This window comes from Microbacterium aurantiacum (genome assembly GCF_040532595.1).
Taxonomy (GTDB): domain Bacteria; phylum Actinomycetota; class Actinomycetes; order Actinomycetales; family Microbacteriaceae; genus Microbacterium; species Microbacterium chocolatum_B.
Window position 1 is genome coordinate 49,635 of record NZ_JBEVYX010000002.1, and the last position, 14,290, is coordinate 63,924.

Annotated in this window: 14 protein-coding genes and 1 tRNA gene; 11 read left to right on the forward strand and 4 right to left on the reverse strand. The window is 65.6% G+C overall.

What is annotated here, in order from left to right; genetic code table 11:
* Nucleotides 1-5 precede the first annotated feature (5 nt).
* Nucleotides 6-2,453 carry an ATP-dependent DNA ligase gene (locus ABXJ56_RS12400; RefSeq protein ID WP_354000058.1) on the reverse strand — a complete coding sequence of 816 codons (2,448 nt, stop codon included), beginning with the start codon at nucleotides 2,451-2,453 and terminating at the stop codon, nucleotides 6-8.
* Nucleotides 2,454-2,499: 46 nt separating this feature from the next.
* Between ABXJ56_RS12400 and ABXJ56_RS12405 the strand changes: the two genes are divergently transcribed.
* Complete coding sequence (locus ABXJ56_RS12405; protein ID WP_354000059.1) at nucleotides 2,500-3,348, forward strand: Ku protein; 849 nt, start codon at nucleotides 2,500-2,502, stop codon at nucleotides 3,346-3,348.
* Between the two features lie 13 nt (nucleotides 3,349-3,361).
* On the opposite strand, the gene ABXJ56_RS12410 is transcribed toward ABXJ56_RS12405, so the two are convergent.
* The 3 genes from ABXJ56_RS12410 to ABXJ56_RS12420 all read right to left on the reverse strand — a co-directional run bounded on the left by ABXJ56_RS12410 (nucleotide 3,362) and on the right by ABXJ56_RS12420 (nucleotide 4,521).
* Nucleotides 3,362-4,135: a DedA family protein gene (locus ABXJ56_RS12410; RefSeq protein ID WP_354000060.1), complete on the reverse strand. Its 774-nt coding sequence runs from the start codon at nucleotides 4,133-4,135 to the stop codon at nucleotides 3,362-3,364.
* A 51-nt stretch (nucleotides 4,136-4,186) separates the two neighbouring features.
* A tRNA-Leu gene (locus tag ABXJ56_RS12415) sits at nucleotides 4,187-4,268 on the reverse strand.
* Between the two features lie 40 nt (nucleotides 4,269-4,308).
* On the reverse strand, nucleotides 4,309-4,521 hold the full coding sequence (locus ABXJ56_RS12420; protein ID WP_354000061.1) for a PLDc N-terminal domain-containing protein: 213 nt from the start codon (nucleotides 4,519-4,521) through the stop codon (nucleotides 4,309-4,311).
* A 127-nt stretch (nucleotides 4,522-4,648) separates the two neighbouring features.
* On the opposite strand from ABXJ56_RS12420, the gene ABXJ56_RS12425 reads away from it, so the two are divergent.
* From ABXJ56_RS12425 to ABXJ56_RS12470, 10 genes are all read left to right on the forward strand, one after another.
* Nucleotides 4,649-4,972 (forward strand): hypothetical protein, encoded by a 324-nt coding sequence (locus tag ABXJ56_RS12425; protein ID WP_354000062.1) that lies wholly within the window; start codon nucleotides 4,649-4,651, stop codon nucleotides 4,970-4,972.
* 206 nt (nucleotides 4,973-5,178) lie between these two features.
* A complete protein-coding gene (locus ABXJ56_RS12430; RefSeq protein WP_354000063.1) occupies nucleotides 5,179-5,961 on the forward strand; it encodes a hypothetical protein in 783 nt (260 codons plus the stop codon).
* A gap of 91 nt (nucleotides 5,962-6,052) precedes the next feature.
* Nucleotides 6,053-6,517 (forward strand): hypothetical protein, encoded by a 465-nt coding sequence (locus ABXJ56_RS12435; protein ID WP_354000064.1) that lies wholly within the window; start codon nucleotides 6,053-6,055, stop codon nucleotides 6,515-6,517.
* Nucleotides 6,518-7,178: 661 nt separating this feature from the next.
* Entirely contained in the window at nucleotides 7,179-7,760 is a 582-nt protein-coding gene (locus ABXJ56_RS12440; RefSeq protein WP_354000065.1) for a hypothetical protein, read from the forward strand.
* Complete coding sequence (locus ABXJ56_RS12445) at nucleotides 7,757-8,449, forward strand: hypothetical protein (RefSeq protein WP_354000066.1); 693 nt, start codon at nucleotides 7,757-7,759, stop codon at nucleotides 8,447-8,449. The genes ABXJ56_RS12440 and ABXJ56_RS12445 overlap by 4 nt, the downstream gene beginning before the upstream one ends.
* Nucleotides 8,446-8,805, forward strand: a complete 360-nt coding sequence (locus tag ABXJ56_RS12450; RefSeq protein ID WP_354000067.1) for a hypothetical protein — start codon at nucleotides 8,446-8,448, stop codon at nucleotides 8,803-8,805. Before ABXJ56_RS12445 ends, ABXJ56_RS12450 begins: the two co-directional genes overlap by 4 nt.
* Nucleotides 8,806-9,108: 303 nt before the next feature.
* A complete protein-coding gene (locus tag ABXJ56_RS12455; RefSeq protein ID WP_354000068.1) occupies nucleotides 9,109-9,375 on the forward strand; it encodes a hypothetical protein in 267 nt (88 codons plus the stop codon).
* Nucleotides 9,376-9,697: 322 nt separating this feature from the next.
* Nucleotides 9,698-10,282 (forward strand): recombinase family protein, encoded by a 585-nt coding sequence (locus ABXJ56_RS12460; RefSeq protein ID WP_354000069.1) that lies wholly within the window; start codon nucleotides 9,698-9,700, stop codon nucleotides 10,280-10,282.
* A gap of 268 nt (nucleotides 10,283-10,550) precedes the next feature.
* Nucleotides 10,551-12,077 (forward strand): PIN-like domain-containing protein, encoded by a 1,527-nt coding sequence (locus ABXJ56_RS12465; RefSeq protein ID WP_354000070.1) that lies wholly within the window; start codon nucleotides 10,551-10,553, stop codon nucleotides 12,075-12,077.
* A gap of 1,299 nt (nucleotides 12,078-13,376) precedes the next feature.
* A complete protein-coding gene (locus ABXJ56_RS12470) occupies nucleotides 13,377-14,126 on the forward strand; it encodes an HNH endonuclease (protein ID WP_354000071.1) in 750 nt (249 codons plus the stop codon).
* Nucleotides 14,127-14,290: the final 164 nt, after the last annotated feature.

The following is a 14,290-nucleotide window of genomic DNA, read 5'->3' on the forward strand; positions in this document are numbered from 1 at the left end:
GGGATTCACCCGCCGCGCGACGCGCCGTGCTCGTCACGCACGTCGGCGGGGGTCTTGTCCGGACGGAGTCCGCGCCATCGTGCGTGGCGCAGGATGCCGTCGGGCGTGAACCGCGCGAACTCGACCTCGCCGACGACGACGGGGCTCACCCAGAGGGCGTCCGCTGCGTCCGCGGCCGGCACCGCACGGAACGGCGTCGATGAGACGCGTAGCGGAGTCAGGGTCGCCGTGAGCGCGCGCAGGGTCGCGTCGCTGAACCCACTGCCGACCCGCCCGACGTAGCGCAGCCCCTCCGCGTCGGGGATGCCGACCAGGAGCGAGGCGATCCGTCCCTCTCGATTGCCGCCGCCGGGACGGATGCCGCCGATGACGACCTCCTGACGACGGGTGAAGACCACTTTCATCCACGCGTCGTCCCGCACACCCGCCCGGTAGATGGACGAGGGGTCCTTCACCACGACCCCCTCGAGGTCCGTCGCGCGCGCCGCTGCCAGTGCGGCGTCCACGTCGTCGAAGACGGGGGTAAGGACGTACGACGACCCCGCGTCCACCATGACCTCCTCAAGGAGACGTCGACGCTCGCTCAGGGGATCGGCCGTGAGGTCCACGCCCTCTGCGCTGAGCAGGTCGAACACGAAGAAGTGCACTCCGATGCGGGTCGCGGTCGCAGCCACGTCCGCGGCCCCGACGAGATTCATCCGCTGCTGGAGTCGCGAGAAGCTCGGCCGATGGTGCGCGTCCAGCGCGACGATCTCCCCGTCCAGGATCACGGGTGCGCCGGCGAGCCCGCTCCGCAGCTCCGGGAAGGTGCCGGTCATGTCGCGTCCGCTCCGGCCCCGGATCGTCACGTCGTGTCCGTCCCATCGGACGAGGGCGCGGATGCCGTCCCACTTCGCCTCGGCCCAGTGGCCGTGCCTGTCCGCCTCGGCGCGGGCACGCCCGGGCGTTGCGGTCACGGCCAGCATCGGCCGGATGTCGCTCCATCCGGGCGCGGAGTACGCCGGCGTGCGCGGCTCGGCCTCCGGTGGGGACGCAGGGGCATCCGGCTGCGGCTTGCCCGCGGCATCCGTCTTCATGCGGTGGAGGAGCCAGCTGGACTTCTCGCCCGTGCCCGCAGTGCGGATGAGAGCGAGTCGCACCCGTCCGAGCGGCCCGTCCCGCCGGCCCTCGGCGGTGAAGATGATCTCGTCGTCGCGCCACTTCTCGACCTCGGCGCGTCCGGTGTCCCAGATCGTCATGGTGCCGGCGCCGTACTGCCCGCGCGGGATCTCTCCGGCGAAGTCGAGGTACTCGAGCGGATGATCCTCGGTCATGACGGCCAGACTGTTCTTCGTCGTCGTCCGGGGGATCCCTCGCGGCACCGCCCAGCTGACCAGGACGCCGCCGCGCTCGAGGCGGAGATCCCAGTGCAGTCGTGAGGCGTGATGCTCCTGGATCACGAACCGCGTGCTTCCGGACCCCCCGACGGAGGTCGGCGACGCAGGACCGGTCGGGATGGGCTCGGGGGTCTTGGCGGCATCGCGCTTCGCGCGGTACGGGCCGAGGTCACCGGCGGCGGAGGGAGCGTCCGGCGGAAGGAGACGGGCGAGGAGGTCGCCGTCGGTCTCGACACGTCGGAGCACCTCGCGGAACTCCAGGTGGCGCAGGCCCGGGTCCTCCAGCTCCTCCCAGGTGCGCGGCGCCGCCACGGTCGGCTGTTCCCGGCCGCGCAGGGAGTAGGGCGAGATGGTCGTCTTGGCCGCGTTGTTCTGAGACCAGTCCAGAAGCACACGGCCCTCGCGCCGACTCTTCGCCATGTCACTGACGACGAGATCGGGATGGTCTGCCTCCAGGGCGCGCGCGAGTTCACGGGCGAGGGCTCCGGCATCGTCGCTGGTCACCCCCTCCGGAAGTGCGGCGTAGAGATGGATCCCCTTGCTTCCGCTGGTCACCGGAAGGGGCGGCATCCCCATGTCCTCCAGGATGGCTCGAGCCGCCCGCGCGACGTCCGCGCACGCGACCAACCCGACGCCCGGCCCGGGGTCGAGGTCGAGCACGAGGCGATCGGGTCGCCGCGGCCGGGTCTCCGGGCCGTCCTCGCACGGGAACCTCCACTGCGGGGTGTGCAGCTCGAGGCTGGCCACCTGTGCCAGATAGACGAGCCCGGCGACGTCGTCGATGACGGGGTACATCTTCATCCCCCGGGAGTGCGGGATGCCGCGCCGGCGCAGCCAGCTCGGAGCCCCGGCCTCGAGGTCCTTCGCGAAGAACGCCGCCTCCGCCACACCCTCCGGCCACCGGATCCGAGTGATCGGCCGGTCCCGGAGATGGGGGAGCAGTACGTCCGCGATCCGCGTGTAGTACTCGATCACCTCGCCCTTGGTGGTCCCCGTGGCGGGATAGAGGACCTTGTCGAGGTTGCTCAGGCGCAGGGTGCGGGATCCCACCCGCACCGTCTGCGCCTGTCCGCTCATGCGCTCAGGGTAGCCGTCAGTGGTGTGACAGGTGTCTACTGGTGTGATGAGAGCGATCTGGAAGGGCGCGCTGACCTTCGGGCTGGTGAACGTGCCGGTGAAGGTGTACTCGGCCACCGAGGACCACGACGTCCCGCTCCATCAGGTCCATGCGGCCGACGGAGGCCGCATCCGGTATCAGCGGATCTGCGAGTTGGACGGCGAAGTCGTGCCGTACTCCGAGATCGACCGCGCCTTCGACGACGGCGAGCGCACGGTGGTCCTGACGAAGGAGGATCTGGCCTCCCTCCCCTCCGAGCGCAGCCGTGAGATCGACGTCGTTGAGTTCGTCCCGACCGAGCAGATCGATCTGCTCACTCTGGACCGTGCCTACTACCTCGAGCCGGACTCGTCCTCGCCCAAGGCTTATGTGCTTCTGCGGCGGACCCTGGAGCAGACCGACCGGACCGCCATCGTCCGGTTCTCCCTGCGCCAGAAGACCCGCTTGGCGGCGCTCCGTGTCCGGGGTGATGTCCTGGTCCTGCAGACGCTCTTGTGGGCGGACGAGGTGCGGGAAGCCGCGTTCCCCGCGCTGGATGAGAGCGTGCGCATCTCCGCGAAGGAGCTCGAACTCTCCGCATCCCTCGTGGAGAGCTTCTCCGGCGATTTCGACCCCTCGGAATTCGCCGACGAGTATCAGCAGGAGCTGCGGGCCCTGATCGACGCGAAGCTGGCCGACGGCGACGCGGTCGACACCGCAGCCACTTTCGGTGACGCCCCCGAGGCCGACGACGGGGGAGAGGTCATCGATCTGATGGCTGCTCTGCGCGCGAGCGTGGAGCGTTCCCGTGCCGCCCGATCGGAGGGCGACGGGGTCGACCGCTCGGCGACCGACGCGCGCAAGAAGAAGGCGTGAACCGGCATCCCGATCACGCCGGGCGGTCGGTCCCGGCTTCGGGGTCTCCGTGCTCCAGAACCTGCGGATCCAGCACGAGCGATTGCGCCTCGGCGGCGGTGACGACATCCCGCCCCTGCTCGGCATCCTTCCGCGCCTTCCGACGCTCGGCGAAGTAGTGCCAGATCACGAAGACGAGGGTGCCGGCCACCGCGGCGAGCAGAATGACGTCGATGTATGCCGCGACGAAATCGCCGACGAACGGGATGAACCCGATCGCGTAGCCGATCATCGTGAGCCCGAAGCCCCAGATGACGGCGCCGATGAAGTTGTACAGCGTGTAGCGCCGCCACGGCATGTGACCGATCCCGGCCGCGACGGGGGCGAAGGTCCGGACGATCGGCACGAAGCGGGCGAGGATGATCGTGAGTCCGCCGTAGCGTTCGAAGAACGCATTGGTCCGCTCGACGTTGCGTCGGCTGAAGACGCCGGACTCCTTGCGTTCGAAGACGGCGGGCCCGCCCTTGTGCCCGATCAGGTAGCCGACCTCGCCTCCCACGAACGCCGACAGGCCGATGAGGAGCGCCACCACCCACGCGCTGACGCCGAACACCCCGTTCGGGGCGACGTCGCTCGGGTGCGAGAGCAGCCCCGCCATGATGAGCAGGGTGTCACCCGGGAGCAGGAACCCGACGAGGAGCCCTGTCTCGGCGAAGACGATGAAGCACACGACGAGGAGCGCCCACGGACCCGCGGCCGCGATGATCGCGGCGGGGTCCAGCCACGGGATGAGGGCGATCTGGTGCACGGCGGTCCTGTCGTTCGGCCTTGGACGGCGTCGTGGGGGTTCGCCACGACGTGCGGAAGGTGGGACTTGAACCCACACGCCCGAAGGCACAGGAACCTAAATCCTGCGTGTCTGCCGATTTCACCACTCCCGCGAGGTGCGCTCATTCTACTGAGCGGACGGGACGCGCGTGCTCAGCGGCGGATGCCGAAGAGGAAGTACGCAGCCGGCCCGATCCAGTTCACGAGGATCACGGGGACCCACGCGGACCTGGGCCCGCGCACGTCGGCGTCATCGCGGTGCGACAGATCCCAGAACGCCAGGAACGCGAACGCGACCTGGACGATCCCGATGAGGCCGAGCGCCGCTCGGGCGATCGGCGAGAGGTCCTTCTTCGTAATGGTCATGGCAGTCCTTCCGGTGTGCGGGTTTCGTCATTGTCGCCCGTGCGGGCGCCCTGGGACAGGGGGTTGCGCCGAAGCGGGCTGTGGATAACTTTCCGGCCATCGCGGTCCGCCTTGCGAGGATGTCGGCGTGTTCCGCACCGCTCCCACCTCCTCGGCCGCGCCGCCGACGGCGACGCTCGTCCCGGTGGGTGTGCTCGAGCGCACGCAGCACCGTCTCCGCACGGAGAGCCGGGAACGCCTACCGGCGGAGGAGGCTTCGCGTGTCGTGCGGGAGGAGATCCGGCGACACAACGACGTCGCCGCGGCGCGCGGTCTGGCGGTGGTCGAGGACGAGCAGGGATGCGAGCGCGAGATCCTGGCTCGGCTGCTCGGATACGGCCCGTTGCAGCCCTACCTGGACGACCCGACGGTGGAGGAGCTGTGGATCAACGCGCCCGACGGGGCGTTTTGATAGGCACAACCTAGCGAGCCGTACTGACGTCCGGGAGCACGTCCGAGCAAGTTGTAGATAACCTACAAACCAAGTGTGGAGGAAGCGCAAGAACCTGCTTCAGCGCTAAACGATGCCGATACTCTCTACGACCGTCCGCGGGCTGGCATGAGAAAGCCGCCCCCGTCCTGGCAGACGTGAGGCGGCTGAAGATTCGAGATCTCGGCATGAGTCTACCGACGACCGACCCCGCGTTTGATGACCTCCTCGCCCTCGTGGACGAGACGCCCACTCGACCACGAAAGCTCACCCTTGACGAGATGCGCGCCTCGATGGTCAGCGCGAGAACGTCAGATAAGCGCACTTGGGTTAGCTCGAAACAACACGAATCGAGCACGTCAGATAACCCACGACCTTCCAGGGAGTATGAAGAGGGACAGGACACCTCCGCTCTCGTTGCAAACCTCATCTCCGCACGGGACGCTCGCGGTCAGCGCAAGGCGATGCGCCGACCGTTCCGCCGTCGTGGACAGCGCGAGCTGTTCGACGTGGTTCGACTACACCTGAAGCGTCTCGCTCGACGTGTACTCAACGACCGGTGCCGGGATGGGCTGGAGCCGCCGACCGAAGGGCTTCTCGCGGCGGCGCTGGAGCGCTATCTGCGCGACCAATGCTGGCATCTCTTGTACATCCAGGACTACGGGGAAGTTCGCGAACCAGGCCGCGTGCGACGCACCTACTTGGATGGAGAGCGCGCGGTCGAGAGCGTCGCGCGAGTAAGCGCGCGATACGCGCTAGCCACCTGGACACCCGACTACATACGCGAGATGCAGGAGCGGGGCCGACGTGGCGGGAAGACTTCGAAGCGCGGGCCGATGTGGACTGACGCTGACCTCGACAAGCTCGCGGCTCTGGCTGGGCAGACGGTCGCTGAGCAGTCCGCCACCCTCGGTGTCTCGATGAGCACCATCGACCGGATGCGGCGAGCGCTCCGTGCGAGGTCAACATGAAATTTCTCGCCAGAGGGTTTCTCTTCCTGTCATCCGCGGCGTACTACCCCTGTGCCTACTCACCGGCACGAGTACAGAACAGGAGCAAGAAATGAACGATGTCACAACCCGCACTCGCGAGATCCGACTCCGCAACGCCGCCCGGCGTCAGGGTTTGAGCTTGCACAAGTCCCGCACGCGCGACCCTCAGGCGGTCAGCTACGGGCTGTTCCGGCTTGTGGACGAGAACAACTGCATCGTGGTCGGAGGTGACCTTCTGGGCTACTCCATGGATGAAGATGAGATCGAGGTCTACCTTGCGGGTGCAGACGGCTTTGATGTGTATTTCGCAAATCCCGCTGGCGCGTACAGCCACGACGCCCGCCCCATCTTGGAGTGGACTCCGCGTCTTCACGTCGGCGGAGATATCTTCGACGGCTGGATGCTGACCGAGCGCTCCGACGCGGCCCGCGAGTACTTCATCGCGCGCGGTCGCACCGAACTCGCCGCCGCCGTCATCGAGGCCCGCAGGGTGCTCCAGGACTGGGCGCACGACGATGCGGCGGACGCGACATGAGCGGCCTCGATGAGCGAGCCCCGCTCCGCGAGGCGTTGCACGCGCTCAGCAGAGTTGAGGCGTTCGCAGAGGAGCACGCTGGATCATCGCCCACCGTGGCCTGGTGCGCCTGGCAGAGCGTTTGGAATGGGACGCCTTACCCGCCCGGACGAAACGACCTACCCGCGTGCCTCTACGACTTGTGGATTGCGGCGGACGGCCAGTTCGGGAGCGACTTCTTTGCGCACGCGGTTCCGGATGCTTGGACCAGCGCTGAGATTCCCGGCCACGCTCTAGACCGTGAGGACTGGCTCTGGCTGTGGGCGGATGCTGGCTACAGCTACGACGGCGTGGATGCGCCCCGTCGCCGTCGCATACGTCCGGTGCGCCTGTATCGAGTCGCGCTCCTGTCCGAGACTGAGGGCGACGACATGGGGTTGAGCTGGACGCCCAGCATTCAGTTCGCACGACAGTTCCGCACCCTACGCGATAGCCGCTTTGGAAAAGAGCACCACATCGTCTCGGCTCTCGTTGCACCCCAGCAGATCGTTGCCGAGATCACACGCGCTTGGGACGGTGGACGTAGCGAACCCGAGGTCATCGCAGACGTGCCCACAAGGGCAGTCGAGCGTCATCCCCAGCCCCGATAACGTTTTGGGGCTTGCGGCCGATACTCATGGGTATGACGGATATTGCGACCTCGACGACACGCCGCCCGGGGAGAGCGTGCAATGTTTGTCTGCTCGCGCCCAACCTGCGGACACAGCTCGAACAACAGCTCGCCGCGGGTGTGTCGATTTCGCGCCTGTCGCGCGGGCGGGGTGCTCCGAGCCGTCACAGCATCGCCCGTCATATTCGCGGTGGTCATCTGCCTCAGCAGATCGAAGAACGAGTGTTGCGGCTGACCGGTCTCGACTCAGTGGCGGTCGCCTCCCGAGTCCTGGACATCGCCAGACGCGCCCGCACCTCCGCCCTCGTCGCTGAAGAGCAGAACAACCACGCGGCATTAGCCAGAGCAGGAGACAGCGAACTGCGAGCCCTGTTGGCGCTCGTAGCGATGCGCGGTCCCGATGCGACCGAGTCCGAGATCGAAATCGACGCAGACTCCCGCGAGATCGCTAAGGCCGTCTTCACCGCGGCCCGACTGGACGCACACGTCGCCGCCACAATTCAGGCGGCGCTCAGGAATGCAGGACATGTCCACATCGCAGACGAGCTGTCAGCGTTCGTTTCGCGAATCAGCAGTCAGGAGATTCACCCGTGAACTCGAAACGAGCACGCCTCGCCGAGCTGGAGACCGAGCTTGCCGAACGCAGGGGAGTGGCGACTGAGCCGCACGAGACGCCCGCACAGCGCCGTCTGCGTGAGGCCCGTGCCCTTCGCGATGCTCTCACTACCTCCAAGCCCGCAGACGCCAGGACAGCGCCAACGGTCGATCCCGGCACGGTCGTGCACTGCCTCGACGATCGCGGGATCACCATTCCCCAGAGTGTGACCATCTTCGGTGAGCACGCTTTGACGTTCACCCGCGGTGACACTTTCGTCGTCACAGAAAAGATGCTGGACGCGGCCCGAGACAAGTTCGGGAACCCGGGCGGCGTGTGGCTCGCCGCCGACGAACCTGAGCAGGTCCGGCGATGGGGCCGCGTCCGTCTGCGCCTGGGAGCGGCGCCCCGGGACCTCGAATCCTGGACCTACGGCACCCCACAGTGGGCCTCGGCGCGGGAAGAGGCACGCATCGCCGCCTGGGCAGTGTCCGACCCCGTCGAGCGCGCGCAGGCACGCCGAGCCGTCGAAGAGCGATTCGGGCCCGCACCGACAACCTCGACCACACTGAACGCCGCCGAAGATCCGAGCGTGCGAGCCGCCGCCGCCCAGCGTGCCCGGCTGGACTCGGGCGGCGTTCGATCCGCCCAGCGGGTCGAAGCACGAGAGGCAGGTGCAGACCGATGACGGCCAGAAGCAGGAACCTGACCGACGCGCTCCGATTCCGCGAAGGCGTTGCGCTTTACGCGATGCTCTCCGGTCTCGATAGCGCAAGAGCGCGACCGATGCGACGCCGCATCTCTGACGCTCTTGGAGACGGCATCCTCCCCGACGTGGACGGGATCCCGAACGTTTGGATCGAGACGTCGTCGCGGATTTCCTACCGGTTCGGTGAGGATTTGGATCAGGCGCGGAGATTGGCCGACGACGGTGGACGCAAGTACGCCGCCCTTGTCCAGCACAGAAGCGGGCGTCCACTGGGCGACTCGTTCGTCGTGATGAGTCTCGAAGACTGGAGCGCCCTCGCCGTGAGCAAGATTTAAAGACTCCGTGTGCGTTGCCGACGGGCGTCGGGGCGACGCACACGGACACACCGCCCGGGCTGACGCCTCTCTCGTCGTCGGCATCAGCCCGGGCCCCTGGCCCCTGGTCCCGACTCCGCCAGGGGCCGGGTCTCCCAGATTGGACATGTCATGGCACGCGCAGGACGAACGATCCTCCCTGGACGAACCAGCGGCCACAATCCGCCCCCTCAGGCCCCAGACGTCGTACAGACGCCCGTTCGGCGCGCACCAGTGCAGAACTTGCCAACCGCCGCAGACCGCGCGCGACAGGCTGGCAAAAATGTGACCCTTGGTGAGCCGCCGAGCCCGCCGCGCGGGAAAGCGGTGGTCGTTATCTATATCGACCACTGCGCGGTGCATTTGCCGGTCGGTCTCTCCCTCAGCTTCGGCCGCGCGCAGGGACGCGATGCTCTGTACTGCCTTGGAGCCGGGCGCCGCCTCTACGTGTTCGTCGCCGTCGCCGGTCGGGTGCGTGAGCTTCGAGGCATCGACCGCGACCTGATCGAAGAGCTTCGTCAGCTCCATTTTCCTCGCGAGCCCAAGCGATGACCGACGACACCCCGCGCCGTGGCCGCGGGCGCCCGCGAGTGCTCAGTCCCGACGACGAGGCTGAGCTGAAGATCCTGAGGGCGACGACCGACCTCGGATATCGCCCACTCGCGAAGTTGTTCGGGACCAGCCGCTCGACCATCCGGCGAGCGCTCGCACGAGAGTGAAGCGGCCCGAACCGCTATGCCGCATCATGTCTCAATTCCATGCTGAGACGCCGAGCGTTCACGCGGCTCATTCTTCGTCAAAAATTCTCGGATTCGGTGTCCAGAAGTTGTCTCTGTTACTTGTCTCACATTGCTGTAATGACTACAGTTGAGACATGCCCTCATCCAAGCGCTTCGGATACGCCCGGGTTTCGACCACGTCGCAGACGAATGACCGCCAGCTCGACGCGCTTCTCGCCGAAGGCATCGACCCGGCGGACATCTTCACTGACAAGATCAGCGGCGCCCGCCAGTCTCGCCCCGGCCTCAATGACCTCCTCTCTCGGGTGAGGCAAGGTGACACCATCACGGTGCACAGCTTTGATCGGTTGGGCCGCTCGGCTCTTCACGTCTTCCAGACAATCGCGGACCTGGAGGAGAAGGGCGTAAGCGTGGTCAGCCTCAAAGAGGGCGCCGAGCAACAGTTCTCCGGCGCGGCAGGCAAGTTCATGCGCGATCTCCTGATCTTGGTTGCGGAGCTGGAGCGCTCGATGACCCAAGAGCGTGTCGCAGAGGCGCGGGCCGCGAAGGCCGCCCGAGCCCAGGACGGCGAGCAGGTGGCTGGACGCCCGATCACCGTCATGACCGCCGAGAACATCACGAAGGTGCGGCGCGAGAAGGCTAGAGGGCGCACGGTCGCAGAGATCGTGAAGCTGACAGGGATCAGCAGAGCATCGGTCTATCGCGCCCTGGCCGACTGACGCTCGGGCGCGGGTCCCTGACCTGCCCCGCGGGCTCACTCTTTGTCTCCCACGAGCCGCGACGGCGTACGGTGGCGTCTCAGTCGCGTGGCGCATGAACGTCGTCATGACAACGTTCACCGGGGCAAAAGGGCCATCCGATCTCCAGTCGCGCTCACGTGTGTGCCGCACGCACGCGCCGGACGCCCCGTCGGCAGAGTCTGCATTGCGACCAGACGTGTGTCGCTCGACTTCATCACGTCCAGCAAGGTGAACGAACTGGGTCCGCGTGGATTTTGCGACCTGCATCTTGGGCGAAAGGCGGGCCCGCTATGTTGTGTCTACCGAGACTGGAGGATCTGTGAGAGACGCCTTTCCGGGCTACTACCCGCCCACCGAAGAGGAAATGGTGGAGATTTGGGAAGAGGGCCTTGTCGTTCTTGACACGAACGCACTCTTCAACCTATTTCGATACACGCGGCGCACCCGCGAGTCTTTCCTGGAGGTCCTCCGCGTGAGGCGTGAGGACCTCTGGCTTCCGTATCAGGTCGGTCTCGAGTTTCAGAGGGGGAGGATGGGAGTCATCCGGGATCAGCAGGATGCGTTCACCACTCTCCTCGACAAATCACGATCGGCGCTGGCGACAGTGACAAAAGAGATTGGCGCTCTTCGAAACCATCCGACGCTGGATCTTGATGATCTACGTACTACCGTTGCCCAGGCAGTCCAGAGCATTGAGCAGAAGATCACCGCGACTCAGGCGGCGTACGACAACGACGTGGTGGCCAAGGGGCAACACGACGAAACAACTGACGAGATCACCGAGCTTTTTGACGGGCACGTAGGCGCACCCTATGCACCCGATCGACTGCAAGAGATCTTCACTCTGGGCTCAAGTCGCTACGAAGCCAAGGTTCCACCCGGATACAAGGACGCCGCCAAACCAGAACCGGAGCGGTACGGCGATCTGGTGCTTTGGCATCAGATTCTGGACAAGGCCGCGGCCGACGCAAAGTCGGTTCTCTTCGTCAGCGACGATCAGAAGGAGGATTGGTGGCGTGACTTCAAGGGCGCGAAGATCGGCCCCCGCGTAGAACTCATCGATGAGTTCATGGAGAGGGTCGGCAAACGAGTCCACTTCATGACACCGCAACAGCTGATGGCCTATGCGAAGGATCGCGTGAGATCGATCACTCCAGATGCCCTAAGGGAAGTGGGCGATGTGTCCGACGCCCAAGCCGCACACGATCGTCTCCTCTCATCGCTACAAACCGCGATCCCCGAAGATGAGGCCGCAATGCGCGCGCGCGGAGACGTTAGCGACGACGACCTAGTAGCCAGGGGCGCATTGGAACAGCTAGATGCGCTCAGGGCGGCTGAGGAGCGTCGCCTACGTCGAGTTCTAGAAGCGATCCGGCGCGAGGAAGCTCTCGACGGCACTTCGTCGGAAGGGTACGAGAAGCTGCAGGAAGAACTCGGTTACAGGCGTCGCAAGGTGGCCGCCATGTCACAGGTGATCAAGGGCCTGGAGTTCAAGTTCCTTGAACGCGACAGGTACTCGAATGAACGTCAGGCGTTGATCGATCGAGCAAGGGTTCTGCTGAAGGATTCGCCGGTGCCGGTTCCGGGGACGGGTAGTGATTGGAGTGAGGTGTCGGACGAGGAGATCGACGAGCTTTTGGCCTCAAGAGAGACGCGTCCCGAGGTAGATGCGCTCATCAGACTCGCCGAGTTTGAGATCGCCCACGGCTACCGGTCCTCGGACCCACGGAGAGCGTCGCAAGAGAAGAGCGGCCGGACAAACACACCCCGCTAGCGCGGTCACGGGGCTCCATCGCGCGACCAAGACGAGACCAACCGACGCGCGACACAGCAGGGTTGCCCGCGCACGTTCATGCGAGGTGTCAGGTCAACTGGCGGACCCACTGAGGAGGTGATCAGTTGCGGCGTTCCCCTCCAGTTGCGAACTGGGGAGGGTGTTGGTTCGGTCCGAGACGATTCGACCGCCCAAAGAATGGAGTTGCGGTCAACGGAGCGACGCCTCATCCTGGCCCCACGTGAATAGACTCCCGCTGTGATCTCACCACCCACAGCCATCACATCTCTTTCGGGACCCGTTTTTCTTTCGGTAATTCTCGGGCCCCTCGTCGTAGGTCTTCTTCTTTGGCTAGTCGCTGGCGTTGCGCGGTGGTGGTCGGGAGAGGTGTCGAGCACGCGGACGCGCCGTCGGAGGATCATCTCTCTCATGGGCCGAGCGGTCGCACTCCAGGCACGTGCAGTGGACGATGGGCGCTTCGACCGAGCGTGGATTGAGGACTCTGAGCGGTCGTTGTCCAAAACTCGTGAGAGATACGACGACCTGACGGCGCAGGCCTTGGACCTGTTCGAGCCGGGCGAGGAAGTGGTGGCCTTCTGGACGGCCGCCGAGTTTTATGCGGGCTGGTATGCGCCCACAGCATTCCTCCGAGCGACTCGGGTACCGCGGCGGCGACGTAGGGGCGGCTCTCGCTTGCTGAGCACGAACGATCTTTCCGGGAGCTGGATGGCGGCACGACCCGCCGAGCTTGCGGCGTGGGCACAGACTCGCTGGCCGTGGGACCGAGGGAATGCCCGAGGGCCTCGGTACGCCGATCTCTTCTCCGCAGGCGATCGCACTCGACACGAGACCGTCGTGCCAAACTCAGATGTCAATGTGGACATGCTTCGCCCGTTCGTCCTCTACTTGCCGAGCAAGCGGGGCGGACCCTTTGCGCCCCCGTCTCGGCGGGAAAGGCGGCGTCTCACGCGTTACTGGACCGAACGGAATGAGGCCTTCGAGGCAAATCGCCGGATGCTCACTGGTGGGGCGTCTGACTGATCGCTGACCTACCCGATTTCATCTAGGTGCGCGCGCGCCGCCTTTATCTCTGCCTCTAGCCGCGGCCAGACGCCATTTAGCACCATGCCGTGACACTAGTGCGGACTCACCGTCTCGGCTGGCGCGCGGCGTATCTTCTGGCCGGGTCGGTGTCGCGCGTGAGGCGTCGCAGTTCGCCCTAGCCCGTTAGGCGTCCCGGAACTCGCCCGCAAACCTGCGCAGTTCTGTCGGCACCGCGAGACAAGCTAACGTCACCCCGTGGCCAGTAACCCCGCATGGACAGACGAAGAGTTGATTCTTGCCGTCGAACTGATCGATAGGCGCGGGTGGAAGGGTGGAAACTCCACCACGCCGGACTACGTCGAGTTATCCCGGGTGCTCCGTCACGCGAACTTTCCCAACCAGTCATCAATCGACGACAGTTTCCGCTCGACAAGCTCGGTATCGATGAAGATCGGGAATCTGATCGGGGCGAACCCCAATCTGCCGGGCGGACTCCGTGCGACCGAACGTGAACGATTGTTTGTTGCTCGCTTCTTCGAGAACCCGACACTGATGCGCGCACTCGCCCAGTCGTTGAGAACGGGCGCCGGGACCGCGGCCATCCCGCCTGAAGCGGATACTCCCGAGCTGGACGATGAAGAAGCGACCGTCGCGATTGAAGGCGGCGCGTCCTACGTTCTCACGCTCCGCCGCGAGCGAAGCCGGTCCCTCCGAAGGTCGAAGATCCGCGAGGTCGAAGAAGCGGGCGCGCCGATCGCCTGTGAGGCGTGCGGGTTCGACTTCCTTTTGGTTTACGGCGAGCTTGGTCGCTCATACATCGAGGTACATCACCGGACGCCCCTGCACGTCAGCGGCGAGACCGAGAGCGCGCATTCCGACCTCGCTCTTCTCTGCTCCAACTGCCATCGGATGGTGCACCGGAACGGCTGGTCACCCGTCGAGGCGATTCGGGCGCTAGTCGAAGCTTCGCGCGGCATGACCGGTCCCGGGGATAAGGCGACGTAGTCAGCACGGAGGAAGACTTCGCTGAAGAGCTACTTGCGCGACCAAGATGCCTTCTCGGCCAAACGTGAACGAGGTGCGGGCTAGGGCCCCTCTTTGTCAGACTTTTCCTCTGACTAGTCGCTGAAGGAGCGCGGTTAACCAAACTGATGCCGAGCCCATAGACA